This is a genomic window from Lewinellaceae bacterium (assembly GCA_020636135.1).
Taxonomy (GTDB): Bacteria; Bacteroidota; Bacteroidia; order Chitinophagales; family Saprospiraceae; genus JAGQXC01.
In genome coordinates this window covers 2620041-2636635 of the sequence record JACJYK010000001.1, presented here as the reverse complement: position 1 = coordinate 2636635, position 16595 = coordinate 2620041, and the positions used below count along the sequence as shown (strand labels likewise).

At 49.2% G+C, this 16595-nt stretch carries 15 protein-coding genes; 9 read left to right on the top strand and 6 right to left on the bottom strand.

The window, feature by feature from the left end; all coding sequences use genetic code 11:
* Positions 1–62: 62 nt before the first annotated feature.
* Positions 63–2144, top strand: a complete 2082-nt coding sequence (locus H6570_10125) for a prolyl oligopeptidase family serine peptidase (GenBank protein ID MCB9319629.1) — start codon at positions 63–65, stop codon at positions 2142–2144.
* A gap of 172 nt (positions 2145–2316) precedes the next feature.
* Here H6570_10125 and H6570_10120 read toward each other — a convergent pair whose 3' ends face one another.
* From H6570_10120 to H6570_10110, 3 genes are read right to left on the bottom strand one after another with little or no spacing between them, the layout of a single operon-like run.
* Entirely contained in the window at positions 2317–4407 is a 2091-nt protein-coding gene (locus tag H6570_10120) for a chitobiase/beta-hexosaminidase C-terminal domain-containing protein (GenBank protein ID MCB9319628.1), read from the bottom strand.
* A 44-nt stretch (positions 4408–4451) separates the two neighbouring features.
* Positions 4452–6386, bottom strand: a complete 1935-nt coding sequence (locus H6570_10115) for an exo-alpha-sialidase (protein MCB9319627.1) — start codon at positions 6384–6386, stop codon at positions 4452–4454.
* Positions 6383–7411 (bottom strand): 6-bladed beta-propeller, encoded by a 1029-nt coding sequence (locus H6570_10110; GenBank protein ID MCB9319626.1) that lies wholly within the window; start codon positions 7409–7411, stop codon positions 6383–6385. The genes H6570_10115 and H6570_10110 overlap by 4 nt, the downstream gene beginning before the upstream one ends.
* 296 nt (positions 7412–7707) lie before the next feature.
* Here H6570_10110 and H6570_10105 point away from each other — a divergent pair, with 296 nt between their 5' ends.
* Complete coding sequence (locus tag H6570_10105; protein ID MCB9319625.1) at positions 7708–8550, top strand: DUF2911 domain-containing protein; 843 nt, start codon at positions 7708–7710, stop codon at positions 8548–8550.
* Positions 8551–8622: 72 nt separating this feature from the next.
* Here the strand turns inward: H6570_10105 and H6570_10100 are convergent, their stop codons facing one another.
* Together H6570_10100 and H6570_10095 are read right to left on the bottom strand one after the other, a co-directional pair.
* Complete coding sequence (locus tag H6570_10100; GenBank protein MCB9319624.1) at positions 8623–9162, bottom strand: effector binding domain-containing protein; 540 nt, start codon at positions 9160–9162, stop codon at positions 8623–8625.
* 87 nt (positions 9163–9249) lie between these two features.
* Positions 9250–9927 (bottom strand): AhpC/TSA family protein, encoded by a 678-nt coding sequence (locus tag H6570_10095; protein MCB9319623.1) that lies wholly within the window; start codon positions 9925–9927, stop codon positions 9250–9252.
* 211 nt (positions 9928–10138) lie between these two features.
* On the opposite strand from H6570_10095, the gene H6570_10090 reads away from it, so the two are divergent.
* The 7 genes from H6570_10090 to H6570_10060 all read left to right on the top strand — a co-directional run bounded on the left by H6570_10090 (position 10139) and on the right by H6570_10060 (position 15330).
* Positions 10139–10540, top strand: a complete 402-nt coding sequence (locus H6570_10090) for a DUF3052 domain-containing protein (GenBank protein ID MCB9319622.1) — start codon at positions 10139–10141, stop codon at positions 10538–10540.
* A 204-nt stretch (positions 10541–10744) separates the two neighbouring features.
* A complete protein-coding gene (locus tag H6570_10085; GenBank protein MCB9319621.1) occupies positions 10745–11191 on the top strand; it encodes a hypothetical protein in 447 nt (148 codons plus the stop codon).
* A gap of 45 nt (positions 11192–11236) precedes the next feature.
* Positions 11237–11488: a hypothetical protein gene (locus H6570_10080; GenBank protein ID MCB9319620.1), complete on the top strand. Its 252-nt coding sequence runs from the start codon at positions 11237–11239 to the stop codon at positions 11486–11488.
* Positions 11489–11497: 9 nt separating this feature from the next.
* On the top strand, positions 11498–12463 hold the full coding sequence (locus tag H6570_10075; protein MCB9319619.1) for a sensor histidine kinase: 966 nt from the start codon (positions 11498–11500) through the stop codon (positions 12461–12463).
* Positions 12460–13110 (top strand): response regulator transcription factor, encoded by a 651-nt coding sequence (locus H6570_10070; GenBank protein MCB9319618.1) that lies wholly within the window; start codon positions 12460–12462, stop codon positions 13108–13110. The genes H6570_10075 and H6570_10070 overlap by 4 nt, the downstream gene beginning before the upstream one ends.
* A 126-nt stretch (positions 13111–13236) precedes the next feature.
* Positions 13237–13806, top strand: a complete 570-nt coding sequence (locus tag H6570_10065) for an RNA polymerase sigma factor (protein MCB9319617.1) — start codon at positions 13237–13239, stop codon at positions 13804–13806.
* Between the two features lie 165 nt (positions 13807–13971).
* Positions 13972–15330 carry an NAD-dependent succinate-semialdehyde dehydrogenase gene (locus tag H6570_10060; GenBank protein MCB9319616.1) on the top strand — a complete coding sequence of 453 codons (1359 nt, stop codon included), beginning with the start codon at positions 13972–13974 and terminating at the stop codon, positions 15328–15330.
* Positions 15331–15395: 65 nt separating this feature from the next.
* On the opposite strand, the gene H6570_10055 is transcribed toward H6570_10060, so the two are convergent.
* Complete coding sequence (locus tag H6570_10055) at positions 15396–16451, bottom strand: OmpA family protein (GenBank protein ID MCB9319615.1); 1056 nt, start codon at positions 16449–16451, stop codon at positions 15396–15398.
* Positions 16452–16595: the final 144 nt, after the last annotated feature.

Sequence of the window (16595 nt, the reverse complement as noted above, 5' to 3'; positions counted from 1 at the left end):
AGGTTCATGGCGTCGTGTCGGCAGCCCTGGTAACCAATTGGATATTTGAAATCAATATGTACATGTCAGTAAAAATGGCAAAGAATGGGTTAGCTGCCGGTCTGATTGTTGCTTTTGGTGTGTTGTCGGTGATGGCAGGTACTCCGGTAAAAGTTCTGTTGTGGGGAGACCGGATGATATCCGGGAACACCATGACCAGACCGGATGTAAATGCATTGCCCGTGCAACTGCAGGCATTATGCGGTGAAGATTTCTCGATTACGTCCTGCCGCGTAGATGCCGGTTCTGAAGCCACTCAGGGAAACCAGAATGTGATCTTTCTGATACCCGACTGGATAAATCTCCTGGAGAAAGTTACCGGAGGAATTGGAGATACACTGGATTGGTACAACACCTGGATAACCGATCTGCAAGGGTTGCTCAAGGTGAATCCGCACAGTCGTTATTTTCTGGCATTACCTTCACGCAGTATAAGTCCTGAATTTGCATATGCGGATTCCTCCTGCCAGGCGACCTTAAGACCAAGGTTCTACAAGCTGGCGCAGCAAATGCGGTGGGAAACCATTGACCTTCAACTGGTGCTTGCCTCATACCCGGAATACTGGCAGGATGGTATTCATATCTCGTCCATTGGAGCCGGGACAATTGCAAAACGTTTTTACCAGGCCTTGCATCAGGATCGATTTCAGGTGTTGGGATTATCCGGAACGGATGATCAAACCTCGGCCTTTGACTACCATGGTTATGCTGGCGTGGAAGGACACCATCAGGGACACACCTGGCGTGTGGTATTGCCCACCTACGCAGCAGCAGGTCATCCCTGGATTTGGCGGCAACGGTTTTGGGGGCATGAGCCGCAGACTGAAATAGCCCTTCTGGAGCGAGGCTATTATGTGATTTATTGCGATGCGGCGGAATGGTATGGTAACACCACAAACATGCAGCTTTGGGACTGGTTTTATGACTGGCTTCAATCTGTTGGCTTTGCCCCAAAAGGTATTCTGGAAGGTTTTTCGCGAGGGGGGATCTATGCTTATCGCTGGTTGCTTCACCGTCCTGAATCTGTAGCTGGGGTTTATGCCGATGCTCCGGTACTGGATATGAAGAGTTGGCCGGGAGGTAAAGGCACCAGTGCAGGCAGTGCTCAGGACTGGGCAATATTCAAAAAGGACTTCGGTCTGGAGGATGAACAGAGTGCTATATTGTTCGAAGGCAATCCCCTGGACCTGGCGGATTCTATTGCCTGGCAGAATGTCCCGATGTTACACGTCGTAGGGGAGGCAGACCGTGTGGTGCCTGTCGCTGAAAATACGGACTTATTTGTGGCCAGGATACGCGCCGCTGGAGGGACAATCCGGGTTATTCGCAAGCCCGGCGTCGACCACCATCCTCATAGCCTGCAAAATCCAACACCCATCGTAGACTTCATTGAGGCTTGCTATGGAACCAAGGTCAACTGGGCTTCGCTGCCAGCACCCGGAAATGAATACCGTTCAGCAGCCGGATGGCAATCTGGCATGGAATGGCACAGCCTTTTCACTGAGATGAATGCATTGCCGGCGATCAGTGACACGGTTGACATGTTGTTGTTCGGAAATTCAATAACCCAAAGTATCGGTGGCCCCGGCAGGTCTGTAGCATACCGGCCCGGAGAGGCGGCATTTTCAGAAACTTTCCAGGACTGGAAATGGTATAATTTTGGCATCTCAGGCGACCGTACGCAACATCTGCGCCGGCGGGTCCGGCAGGGCACATGGCAGATGCTTCATCCGAAATATATAGTGATAACCATCGGTGTGAATAACATTCCGTCCGATCAGGCGGAGGAAATTTTCCAGGGCATAACCGGAATTGTGCAGGATATCCGCGCCAAAGACCAGCATGTAAAAGTCCTGGTCGTAGGTCCTTTACCAACTAAGGATCCATCCAGTGAAAACCGGCGGACGTTCGATGAAGTGCACCGGCGCCTTGCTGCCTATCCTTTCCCTTCACAGGTTACCTACAGCCCACTCGCTTACCAGCTCCTGGATGCAAATGGTAATTTACCGGAGAATTATTTTGGCAAGGATGGTATCCATCTCCTGCCGGAAGGATATGTTAATTACGCCCGGGTATTACTTATTGCCCTGGATCAGATGAGATGAAAATGGACTGTGCCTAATGACTATGGTTTGGTGCAGGCGAAACCTGTATTCATGCCGTATCAGGGCTAAAACCGTGGGGCTATGGGAACCTCTGCTGCCTCTACTTTACCCCAGGCTAAAACCGAGGAGCTATGGGGATATCTGCTACCTCTTTTTCCTTTCGCCCCCGCGTTTAATCTACCAGAATCTCATCCATGAACAACCAGCAGGGTTCGCCAGGGTTCGGGTGCCAGCGGGGATTGGTCTTCTGTCCGGTTATTTTCACCCTGACGTAACGGGCATTTTGTTCCGGGAATGTGACCAAAAAGTTCTTTAGTGCAGGAGACGCAGCTTCAGTTGCCTCCGGGTAGCTCTCCCGGACAACATTTTTCCAGTTCCTGGCATCTGAGGAGACTTCCACCTGTATGCCTCGGGGAAAAAATATCCAGGATGAGGCATTTTCAAGACAGCTGATGGTAACATGAGAGAGTGGAACAGCCGAACCCATATCCAGGGTTGCAGTCACATCCTGTTTTTCGAATCCCAGCCACTGACCATCACCAAACTGGTTGCTTCCCTTGTTAAAATCGATCAGGGTAGAAGGACCTGAAGCCTGATACTTTGGGTTAGGGGGCACATTCAGAGTAACATCCTGGGGCCGGTATTTGGAGCGAATTAATTGTTTTGAACCGACAGGGCTTGATTGCCAGCCCGGTTTGGTGGCAAAGGTGCGGATTTCTGTGGTGCGTTTGATTGTAACCGGTTTGCTATACAGGTTGGATGTGGTATCGGGATCGGAGCCGTCCAGGGTGTAATAGACCCTGATACCATCCACATTCAGGATAAGCTGTACCTGTACAGAGTCTGTGAATAACGTCTCGTCTACCTGGATGACCGGGGCCTGTAATGGAATAACGCCTCCGAGGTTGTTGCCGGTTATGCCAGTATTTACTTCCAACCCGGGTATTTTAGCTTGTAAAGCCTCAACGCCGGCATCACTCACCTGGGATTGCCATAAATAGAGTTCCTCAAGGTGTGGCAGCGATTCCAGATGGGTAAGGCCTGCATCGGTTATTCCGGTTCCGTAGAGGTTCAGATATTGCAGATATTCCAGGCCTTTGAGTGACTCCAGGCCCGCGTCTGTTATAGAAGTATTATCAAGGTACAGGCGTACCAGATGAGGGAATCGTCCCAAATCCCGGATCATATCATCGGTCACATTGGACTTGCTCAGATTGAGATAGGCAATCTGATCTGCAATGGGAAATAGTTTTTTCAGGAAATCGGGTTCCAGGTCCTGCCGGTAACTCATGTTGATCTCAAGGAGAGGATTTTCAGCGGCCAGCCGCATTACCTTTACACCCTCATTACGCAGGCTGGTAAGTTTTTTTTCACCCGGGTCTTTCAGATCCAGCCGGAACACGGGATTTTCTGGTTTGACGGACTTCGCAAATACCGCCTGAATGTTGTCTGGAACGGATACATCCTGGATGCGATCTTCATAGCTCCGGTGGTTATTGATCCACCATTCCATAAGAGCTACCTCATCTTCCGTCAATTGTTTTTTGCCTTCCGGTGGCATGTGATCTTCATTGTCCAGGGGGAGAAGGATCCTTTTGATCAGAAGGGAATTTTCGACATCACCTGCAATAAATAAGGCACCATCCTTGCCGCCTTTCTCCACACCTTCCTGATTGTGCAGCAGTAATTCACCCTTGGCTTTTTCAGGGTTGTGGCAACTGGTACATTTCGACCGGAATATTGGCTGGATGACATCCTGGAAGACCAGGGAGCTGGCATCAACCGAAGTTATCTCTTCGACCGGGGCGGATTTTGGTGGTAGGCCCAGCAGGGACCGCAGCCCGTTAGGCATCTGATCCGAGAGGTAGGAGCTGCCATGGGTGAGCGAGCCGCCAAAATGGCCGGCTAAAAGCATGACAGTAGTGGTCAATCCAAAAACCGGTAGATATGCCCTATGATCTGTCGTTGTTTTCTTGAGTAAATAGACTACAACGGACAAGACTGCCGTACTGATTCCCAGATATTTGTGAATGTTCAACAGCCGTTCTTCGTAACCACCTTCCCATTGGAGGAAAAATCCCAGTAAAGCGGTAACTATTGCGGTGACCATACCCCAGAATAACAGGGATTGAATGGCAGCATTCATTCCGGCAGACCGGGATTTACGCTGAATAAGCTCTAACCCAAATGCCCCGATCAGCAGCCCAATGGGTAAATGCAGTAAAACAGGATGAAATCGTCCAAGAAATTCCAGCCAAGACATAGGTTAAAGCTTTGCATTAAATGTAACAAATTCGATTGAACCATTCACTCGACGACGACTTCATCTACGAACAACCATGCTGGCTTGCCGGCACCTGGATGTCCGGCAGGTAAGATGCCTGCATTTTTGATCACAACCTTGAGGTAGCGCTCACGTCGACCGGTGAGCTCTATTCTGGTCATGATATTTCCTTCTCCTGAGGTGCTTTCCGGAGTGCTTTCATCCCAATAGTCAAAACGGTGGCCGTCGGTTGATGTATAGACTTCAATGCTTGAAGCTGGCAGGATCCAGCGACCGGGTGCGTTTAAACAGCTTACCATGAGTTGTGATAAGACCACCGGACGATTGTATTGAAAGGTCAGCACACAATCATTTCCTTCAAAACCAATCCAGGTTCCGTCACTGATATCTCCGGTGCCAAGTTGGTGATCCAGGAGGGTTGCAACTCCCTGTCCTCCATACTGCGGTGAAGGTTGCATCTCCAGAGTTACCTGATCCAGTGCAGGCAACTCCTTAATCTTGTAATAGGACCGGGTAACGGTGGGACTGGAATTATATTGATCGTGAAAAGCCTTGATTTTGAATTCTTTGGATGCTTTGATCTCCAGTGGTTGGTAATACCGTTGAGCATGTTCATCCGGTACGCTTCCATCATCGGTGTAATAATACCGGGTGCCGGAAACACCACCTTTTATTTCCATAAAAATGCGATCCTGAAAAAATGTGTTTGCCGGAGATACCTGTGGGGCGGCAAGGGCAATCCGGTCTTCACCTGGTGGTCTATGGGGTTTAACCCATTCCAGAACTGGTGCATTTTTACCCCCTTTCACCCACTGCCAGGACACACTGGTAAAATAAATACCACCCTTATTTCCTTGTTCGAATAGAATGCCGATATCACCAGAATTCAATTGAACCAGGTCTGAATATGACGCATCGCCTGGCCATACTGCCCTGGATTCTGACCAGTGACGGCCACCATCGAGGCTGGCTTTCAGAACCAGGTTGCGACGGCCGGATGTGGACTGGGGATTGCAAAAAAGCAATGCATGGCCTTCCTTCCCGGAGAACAGAAAGGTGCTGGCCTGACAGACCGGGTCAGGCAGATAGGCGTCGTAATAACTGGTATCCCAATGCGCACCTCCATCGTTACTGGTACTGACCAGTCTCTCATGTGTACTGCCACTTTGTTGGCGGGTATTCAGTAAAATGGTGCCGTCTGTCCATTCTGTGGCTATGGACTCGTTTGAGCCAGGTTCATTGACTTCCCCGGATAGGTGGAAGGACAATCCATGATCATCGCTATAGAAGCCATAGGCGTGGTAGTCCAAAAAGCTGTCCCTGGGCTCTCCGGCGGAATGATTTGCCGGGACAAAAAGTCTACCACGGTAAGGTTTATGGATCAGTTGCAGGGCATGCCCCGGACCCAGGGCATTGGTCCGCCAATCCAGTGGGTCCTGGTAGTCATCACGATATCCGGGTTGATAGGGATGATGGACCTGCATTGTAATGTTTACAGGTTCAGACCACGATTTGCCCAGATCCACACTGGTCTGGCACCACACTTCGGTCACTCCTTTTCCGGACCGGATCTCCCATTCGGAGGCATTTGCGGTGTTGTAAAAAAGGAAAAGTCTGCCTGCCGGGTAGCGCGGATCCAACAGGTCCCAGACCGGTGCAGGGTTTCCTGCCTTGGCTGAGCCATTGGCAGCGACTACCGTCAATCCGGACCAGGTTTTGCCCTGGTCCCTGCTTTCTTTGAGAACAATATCGACTTTCCCAAAGTCGTCACAGCCGGATTTTCGGGCTTCACAGAATGCCAGAACACGACCATTCGGAGCTTTGACGATCGCGGGAATGCGAAAACAGGCATAGCCGTCATTTCCATTTATAAAGACTGGCTTTAACTCAGGCTGTTCCTGTCCAGGCAATAGCGTTGCAACGAGAATGAGCAGTAAGCCGGTCTGGAGTCGTATCATGCCACCCGGGTCAGTTTATACGGATAGACCTTATCGGAATTCCACTGAGCGATATACAGGTTTTCGTCCTCATCGACACAGACATCGTGCGGGTGCTTAAAGGCCTGTACGGTTTGGAACAATGGTTCGAGTTTGCCATTGGTGTAGGTTGGCGCCGAACCGCCGGGAACACTGACAACCTGGTCGTTTTTATCCAGGATGGTCACGAATCCGGAACCAGAGTCCCATGGGAGGTGTGAGATCAGCGTTGCGCAATAAACATAATCTCCGTGGATGACCGGACGGCAGATGTACGCACCGGGGATAGGGATCTCCTTGATCAACTCCCCGGCAAGGCTGAAACGTTTCAGTTTATTTTGCTGACGGGCTGTAATAAGCAGGGTCGGTTCTCCGGGTAGCCTCGTGTCCAGTGCGATTCCATGGGCATTGTCAAAATTGGCGGGCGATGGCCCACGGCCCCCAAATACGTTTTTCAGTTTTCCCTGGCTGTCGTAGTGAATGATATACTGCGACCCGTATCCGTCCGCTACATAGATATCGCCATTGGGAGCAATGGTGGTCTCGGTAGGAATGTATTTTTCGGCGCTTTCGTATTTCCCGGATTCAGCCGGATAGGGAAGGACCATGATCTCGCGGCCGTCAAGTGTGGTTTTGATGACCTCATGCCGGTTATTATCGCAGATGTACAAAAACGATTCCCCACCTTCTTCTGAGAGGGTCAGACCATGGGCGCCGGGATAGGTGGTACCCCAGGTTGTGATCGGTTTACCATCTTTGTTGTAGATGATCACGTTGTTTTTGGTCTCATTGGTTAGCAAGAAAATGCGGCCTTGTTTATCCTGGATCATCTCATGACAATCTTTGACCGGAATAACCTGTGGATTCAGGTCTCCCCAATGACGGTCCAGGCGATACCGGTGCTCATTGTGGCCAAGAATAACTTCGGCAGGAGCAAGATGCCGGTGGATGTAAGGCAACGTCGCCAATGAAAGCGTAGTATCCCGGAGAAATTGACGTCTTTTCATGATTAGTCCAGTGTATTGTAAGAGATGAAAAAAAGAAACCAGCGCTGTCAAAACCAGATAATCTGATCCTGCCCCTGTTCAAACTGCCTTGAGAATCTTTCATGGTCAACAGGATACGAAGGGCACCTGCTCATCCAGTGACATCCCTGAGCATATGAACCAGGCTAAATGTAGGAAAAAAAACCAATCCGTACCGGGCACTTTTCCAGCTTGTTAAGATTGTGTTAAGTTAATTTTGACCGGCAGGATTAGACTATTTTTGACCTGTTAAGAGCCTTATTTAAAAATTGTCAACTATGAAAAAAACTGCAGTTATTCTCTTTCTAATGTTGTCTTTGACCGGTTTTGGTTTTGGACAGATTACCACACCGGCAGCAAGCCCTACCGGAACAGTGACCCAGAATGTGGGCCTGATCAATATTGAGATCGAATATTCCCGTCCCAGTGTCAAGGGCCGGAAAATATTTGGTGATCTACTACCCTATGGAGAAGTCTGGAGGGTAGGGGCCAATTCAGCCACCAAAATTACCTTCAGCGGAGATGTGACCATTGGCGGTACCGCTGTAAAAGCTGGTTCTTATGCGCTGCTGGCCAAACCCGGCATGGACGAATGGCAGATCATGCTTTATCCCTACACCACTTCCAACTGGATGGCATATCCGGAAGAAACTCCATTGGTTACCCTTACGGTGAACAGTGAAAAGATCAGTACACCGGTGGAGACGCTGACCATTGGTATTGATCACATCCGTTCCGAAAGCGCCCACCTGGTCATCAGCTGGGAAAACACTCTGGTAAAATTCCCGGTTGAGCTGAACACCGATCAGGCTGTTATGGCCAGCATTGACCGCACCATGGCAGGTCCTTCCGCCAACGATTATTATGCTGCTGCCAGCTATTATTTCAATGAAGGAAAAGATGCCAAACAAGCCCTGGAATGGGTTAATAAGTGTTTGTCCATGGGACCGGAACGCTACTGGATCGTACGTTTAAAGTCCCAGCTACAGGCTGAAAACGGCGACTTCAAAGGCGCTATTGAAACAGCTAAAAGATCTATGGCATTGGCCAAGGAAGCCAACAACCAGGATTATGTCCGGTTGAATGAAAAAGCCATCGAAATGTGGATGAAGAAGATGTAAGATCAAATAATTGATACGAAAAAGCCACCAGGTCCTTATGAATTGGTGGCTTTTTTATTCCAGGTAATTTGATTACTTCACCGATATGAAAACATCCACTTCTGCATCCGGCGAACTGCGGTCACGACCATATACTTCATAATCGGCCAGGTAGGTGCGGCTTAGCCTGCTTGAATCCATTAAACGGATCTGACTCCATAAATTGTTTACAGCTTTGGGCATTTCACCATGAGCGGTGAATTTTTTATAATTGCCACCGGAGATTGTGCGTCCGGTGAGGCCGCGTGGAATGCTGTCAAGGCTGCTGACTTTTGCCCCCATAATGATCCGGAAACCTTCATCCGGATTGTTTGCGTAGTCAGTATATACGATATATACATCGTCACTGACTTTGTTCGGAATGCGTTGCAGCACATTTTGTGCATAAAGTTGTCCCCAGAATATTCCAATATCCGTGGTATTCTGTTGTTCCTTTAAACTGGAAATCACGGTCAGACCGATCACTTTAAATGGTTCCGTTGCGATGTCTTCGGACGGGGTCTGACAGGCCGGGATCATAAAGATCGTCCAGGAGCTGATCCCCACCAGGAGTGCTATTCTTAATTTCTGCATAAGTATTCTGATCCGGTTAAGCGGACAAAAATAAGCGATAAGCCTCATTTTTACCACATCTGTAAAAAAAGGGATCTGCAGCTCCTGCTAGTTGAGAAACTCGAGGATTTCATGGATGGAGGCGCGATTCCTGTAGTTGGGATCAAAATGGGCATAGATGATCTCACCGCCCTGGTCGATCAGATAAGTCGCCGGGACAGGTAAAATGGCCTGATGATGGGCCAGGTCTTCAGTAGGCTTGACAATAGCACGTTGTTCGATTCGATGGGTGTAATCTTCGGTAGCATGGAAAGTTACACCATAGGCATCAAGGATGGAGTGGGTGGTGTCCGAGACGATTGAAAATTGTGCATTGACCGAATGCGACATAATGGCGACGCCGGCCATGGATTCGGGTGTGACCGCAATGACTTTGATGCCGTTATTTTCGAGCAAATCCAGTGAGTCGGATAGTTTTTGTAATTGGGCATTGCAGATGCTGCACCAGTGGCCGCGGTAAAACATCAATACCACCTGATGGTCCCGGTAGACATCCGAAAGTTTGAATGATTGCCCGCGCTGGTCGGTGGCATAAAAGTCCGGGGCGTACATGCCGGTCGGCAGTCCTGCCGGAACCAGATAGCCCGTATCGATCCCATACTGCGTCAGGTCGTCAATATCTACGGTATAGACATTCTCGACTCGCTGGATCCCTTCCTGGGCCGATAAGCTAAGGGAACCCGTCACCAACAGCACAAACAACAAAGATTGGATGGAGTACTTCATAAGCAACGAGCGTTAATAGTATGTTAAACGTAAATTTAGATGGTATTATTGAAAAACAAGCGTGGATTGCGACGAATCCATGATTTCTGTAGCTGAACGGTATGACTGAGCGAAGCAAATCAATCCCGCTTGCCAGGATCAATGGAGCATATAACGTATAGGTGTCGCAACCAGTACCGTTATGTGAATAGACTAAAGCCATATATGAACCATGCAACCACCCGGAACACCGCTGGCCAGAAAATTAGGCTTCAAGCCGGACTTACGCATATGCTGCCTGAACCAGCCCCCTGAATACCGCTCTTTTTTTGACGTGTTACCGGATGGGATACAATGGGTTCAGAATCCTGAAGCCGGAATGGACATCATCCATTATTTCGAAGTCTCCCGGGATCAACTGGCTGCAAACCTGCCCTGGTTGAGGGATCTGATCGTAACGAACGGAATGATTTGGGTCTCCTGGCCTAAGAAGTCATCGGGCAGGAAGTCCGATGTGACCGAGGATGTCATTCGCGATTTGGCCCTGGCACACCGGCTTGTCGACGTTAAAGTGGTTTCTGTCAACGCGATCTGGTCCGGGCTGAAGCTGGTCATCCCGCTTAAATATCGTTAACGCAATATTGGTCTTGGACGATTCTTACAGCAGTGAGGCAGCCTAAAGCAGGCGTTTTAAAAAAGAGATTATTTTTTTCGATATATATATGAATTATTAATGTAAAAATATAACTTACTCACAGGTTCAGCTAGCTGGTTATAGGCAGGGGTGAAAGCACCTGATGCCGAAGGGAATCAATTGGAAAAACTAAACGCAGAGAATATGGCTAAGATGTCGCAAGCCCAATACCGAATATTGTTGAAGACATTGTTTTGGGCCAAGTGGATTCATGAGAACGGGGAGACGCTGGATCAGGAAGAAGCGGTTGCACTGGAAAAATTGCTTCACCTGTTTATGAAAGCTGCCTGGCGGGAAGGCCTGGATTTTGTTAGCAGCACCTCCACGGATGGCAATTTGACTCTTGCTGAAGATCTACAGGCTGAGGCATTTGAGTTTCTGGCAAACTTTCAGGATGATGCATTCTGGGAGGAATTGTGTGACCGTTTGGCAGAACGGGACATGGAAAATGCCATCGATCCGGAAGAACTCATCCTGATGGATGAAGAACAACGGCAAAACCTGCAGGATACCTATCGACAGAAATATGAAGGTGAATTTGAACTTTACGGATTGACCTTTTTGAAAGTTCTGAATCCTCACTGGAATTAATCCGGTGACCAGTTCGGCTTATTCAGTCTCTTCCAGAAACGATTCATGCGCGTTATGGAAATTGCCGGACTGCGGGAAAAATTGATCGAAGATCTGAAAAAGCGGGGATACACGCTTAGGATGGTCCCATTGCAGGGAATGATCCATATTCCGGATTTGCAGAAAACCGTGTCGATCGAAAATGTGCGGATCGAATTTTATCAAAAGCATAAATTGAGCGAAGAAGCGGACTACCTGTGTTATGGTTTTTGTTTAATGTCCGGAGAAAAGGGATATTGGATTGAAGAATCAAACTGATGATCGTCTTTGGATAGCACATTGTTAAATGAACATATCGTACGTCAGTTACCCTTTGGACTGGTATTACTTGACGAGAATAAGCAGGAACTCTGGCACAATCAGCATGCTTTCATGCATTTGCAGCTCGACCCGCAGCAACCCATTGAAAAACGTTCGTACCATCAACTTTTTTACGCCATCGAAGGTCTCTTCAAAGTCATCCACAAACAATCCTCCAACAATTTTAAACCCTTTCGCATCTTCGCTTCCCGAACAGAGGCAGGCAAATACCTGAACATCTGGGGAAAGCCTTTGATGGGAGGTATACTGGTTATCACCTCAGATGTAACCGAATTGAAGCAATTGGAACATAAGAACCTCGAAGCAATGGTGGAAGGGCAGGAACTGGAGCGTATGCGCCTGGCCAGGGAACTGCATGACGGTGTAGGTCCGCTGATGTCCGCCATCCAACTGAAAGTGGATCAGAGTATATCTCCCGCTGCGCCGGGTGAACCAGATGTAGCCGGTGAACTCAAAGAGCTCATCCATACGGCTTCCCGGGAGATCCGGGCTGTATCCCATGCACTGATACCGGGGTCACTGCTTGATTTCGGATTATCCCCGGCCCTGAAAAGCCTGTGCGAGCGGATGGAACAACCCGGCCTCGAGATCACCTATTATGCCCCGAAATCGGTGTCTCGCCTGGAACAGGGCAAAGAACTTGGCATCTATCGCATTGCCCAGGAACTTTTACATAATGCACTGAAACACGCTCAGGCCAGTCATATTCATGTCCAGTTATCTTTCGATGGTGCTAACCTGACACTCAGCGTAGAGGATGATGGCATAGGTATGGGAAATCTGGACCCCGCCGACAGCGGAATTGGCCTCCGCAATGTTCGCAATCGGACCCGCTCTCTGGAAGGGACTTTTGTCCTGGAATCTCAACCCGGCAAAGGGGTATTGGCGTTGGTGGAAATACCGGTGATATGATCAGGATACTGATAGCTGACGATCATAAAATTTTTCGTGACGGACTGGTCTCTCTGTTGGGTCAGGAACAAGACATTCAGGTTGTAGGTCAGGCTTCTTCTGGAAAAGAAGTTATCGACCAGTGCGAGAATTTGCCTGGCTGTGATCTGGTCATACTTGATATCCATATGCCTGGCATGCCTGGCGAAGCCGTCTGTAAATGGATCAAGGAACACTATCCCGCATTGCCGGTACTCGTGTTGTCCATGCACGATGAATCGACCTATATCCTGAAAATGCTGGAGGCAGGAGCTTCCGGATACCTATTGAAAGAAGCCGGTGCTACCGAATTGTTACAGGCTATCCGAACGGTGGCCAGAGGTGATACCTATTATTCCCAGCATGTGTCACAGACCATCCTGCATCAGCTGATCCGGGGTAAAAAACAAAATGAACCGGAGCGTATACCGCTGACCAAACGGGAGATTGAAGTCCTCCAGCTGATTGCAGAAGAATATTCAAATCAGGAAATAGCCGACAAGCTTTTCATCAGCATCCGTACCGTCGATACGCATCGCACCAATATCCTGGAAAAACTGGGTGTAAAGAATACGGCAGGGCTGGTTCGCTACGCGTTGAAAAATAAGCTTATCGATCCCGGTCATTGATGCTTCACCCGCGATCTACGAAAATCTCGTAGAGAAAAATACGTAAATCGCCTGCTTCAAATTACGCTGAAACCCTCGTATCGGGGAGGTCAATACAGTCTACATTTGTTTGAAACAAACACACCGATGCAAGCATCACTTTCTACCGACGCCGATTTAGTACGCCAGATTAAGCTGGACCAGAACAATGCTGCCATTTCACAACTCTACAGCCGTTACTTTCCACGCCTTTTTCAATACTGCCTGAAGCTGACCTCCGACAAGGAAGCTGCCTTTGACATTGCTCAGGATGTATTTATTAATGCATTGGATAAGATCGGTCAGTTACGGGAAGAGCAATTCTTCCAGTTCTGGATATTCCGGTCCGTGAAGAACGAATGTATGGACCACCTGAAAACCAGTGCCTGTGTGAAACTGGATGATGTGGCTCCTCTCGTTTGCGGGATCCGTGCAGAGGAAGAGGATGAACAAATACAGCTTCAGGACCATGAAATGCACTATGCGCAACTCCTGGATGCAGCCACCCGGTTGCCTCTGAATATGCGCGACATCTTCCGGATGAAATACCTTGAGTCCAAATCTCTGAAGGAGATCAGCACTTCAACCAATCTGACCATCTCTGCCGTCAAGATGCGCCTGGCCAGGGCCCGGCATAAGCTGGAAGAAACCTGCAGTTTTGCAGCGCTCTACAATTGACAACGACACTTCTCAGTTTCAGCATAAATTAAGTATTTGACTCCGTCCGGCAGCGGGCGGAGTTCTTGCTTTAATGACCAGGCCTTTGCCGATCCGTTGGGTTATCTTCTGGCTAATTCCTTTTCAATGCATTACCTTGCAGATCAGCAAAAAATGTTCAGAAACATGTTCGAATCCATAAATCCGGCCAGCGGTGCCCTGATACACACTTATCCGGAAACTCCGAATGTAGAAGACTGTATCGAGCGTTCACACCGCTGCTGGGAGGGGTACCGGCGGACTCCCTTTGCAGAGCGAGCAGCCAAATTGAAAGTATTGGCTGACTTGCTGCACACCAACCGGGAAAAATTAGGTCTTTTGATGACACTCGAAATGGGAAAGAAGACGGCAGAGGCTCTTGCTGAAGTGGATAAGTGTGCCTGGGCTTGCACCTATTATGCCGATCATGCCGAATTTTTCCTGCAGAACGAAGTGATTGATACCGATGCTTCGCTCAGCTACGTGGCTTGCGAACCATTAGGAGTGATACTGGCTGTCATGCCCTGGAATTTTCCATTTTGGCAGGTCTTCCGTTTTGCTGCTCCGGCGCTGATGGCAGGCAATACAGCGTTGTTGAAACATGCCAGCAATGTGAGCGGATGTGCGTTGGCTATCCAGGACCTCTTCCGGCAAGCCGGATTCCCTGAGGATGCATTTATCACATTACTGATTCCTTCTTCCAAAGTGCGGGATGTGATCGCCCATCCCAGAGTCAAAGCGATAACACTTACCGGTAGTGATGGCGCGGGTCGTTCGGTAGCTGCCGAGGCGGGTAAACAGCTAAAGAAGTGCGTACTAGAACTGGGCGGTAGCGACCCATACCTCATTTTAGCCGATGCAGACATCGACCTGGCTGTAAAGACCTGTGTTCAGAGCCGATTGATCAATGCCGGTCAGTCCTGCATAGCAGCCAAAAGGTTTATTATCGTCCCCGAAGTGTATGATGCATTTGCCAAACAATTTGTCCAGGCAATGCAAGCGATCGGTATGGGTGATCCTTCCAGCCCAGATACCGGTATAGGCCCTTTAGCCCGTCTTGATCTCAGGGATGATCTGCACGATCAGGTTGTTCGATCGGTCGCAATGGGGGCCAAAATTCTGCTGGGTGGCAGGATCCCGATCGGCGAGGGTGCGTTTTATCCTCCTACGGTCCTGGGGAATGTCACACCGGATATGCCCGCTTTTGAGGAAGAATTGTTTGGGCCGGTTGCACCCCTGATCCGGGCGGAAAGTGAAGAACATGCTATCGCACTGGCCAACGATTCCGTTTTTGGCCTGGGAGCGGCAGTTTTTTCCAGGGACCAGGAAAAGGCAAAACGCATTGCCCAGTACGAAGTGCAGGCCGGCAGCTGCTTTGTAAACGGATTGGTGAAATCAGATCCCCGGCTTCCCTTCGGAGGCATCAACCTCAGCGGTTTCGGCCGCGAGCTTTCACACCACGGCATCATGGAGTTTGTGAATGTGAAGACAGTCTGGATGAAATAGAGAGCTGATTTCAGGCCATTCAATGCCACACGAAGATTAATACATCTGTATTGACTTCATCTTGTTTATGCCCGTGGCTTGTAGAGCTGGACCATGATACGCCGGTTCCTGAGGCGCCCTGCCGGGGTTTCATTGGATTGTTCCGGGAAATCTTCGCCTAACCCCTGGACCTGGATACGGTCTGGTTTTATCCCATGGGATATCAAAAAATTGGCAATAGCCTGAGCACGCTTTTCCGATAACTGTTGGTTTACCTGGGCGGAGCCCTGGTTATCCGTATGACCCTGAATGATGATCTTGTGCGCAGGGTTTGCCTGCAGCAATTGCAGGAGTTTATACAATTCCTGTTCTGACTCAGGCAATAGTCTGGTGCTGCCGCTTTGATAACTGACATGTGCGAGGGTGGACAATTTGCCTCCGAGCAATGCCCTGGCTTCTGCAGGGGTATAAACCGCTAACGGCGCGGGAGAACTGAATTCCAGTTTTTCGAAACAGATCTCCTGCCGGTTGTTGAATTTCCCGGTGGCGGCGGTAACGCCCCAGTAGACCACCGGATTGCCTGCAAAAAGTTCCTTTACAAGATTACCATGATAAGAGATCACCATTTCACCATCCAGCTGCAGGCTCAAAGTTTTACCGGGCTCATCCCATCGGATGGTAAAGTCATGGAGCTGGCAGTCTTCCACATTCCTGATGATCACCGGCCCCTCCAGGTTAAACAGATGATCCACATACCCATGTTGAAGAATTGCCACATGGTCCTGGGGAGGGTCTGAAAGATGTTCATTTTCCCAGGTGTCGATTTCAATGCCCAGGGATGGATACAAACCGGAGAAACCCATGCCTTCTCCCGCGTGACCGGTGACTTTAGCATAGGGAGAGAAAACAAATACCATCCCGTCCGCTCCGGTGCGGTCATCACAGCCCAGCATCAATTGGAGCTGCATCTCGAAGGAGGCATCCAGGCGGATGGGCGCTTTGTACCAGATTGAGCCCGAAGCCCAGTCTACGGCTTCCGTAAGCCGGAAGCACCGGTCCCCAATTTGGCGGGTATCCCCGGATAATACGAAGTCACTCACATTCAGCCTGGCCGATTGTGCAGAAGTGGACCCACCATGCATCAAAAGCAGGGAAGTAAACCAAATGATTGCTATACCAGAGAAATATTTCAATATTATTCTGAACTGTATACGATTAAATTACTCGAAATCCTTCCGGGAGGCAACTTCGAATGGAATTTTCTTCAGATCAACCCCGATATTGTT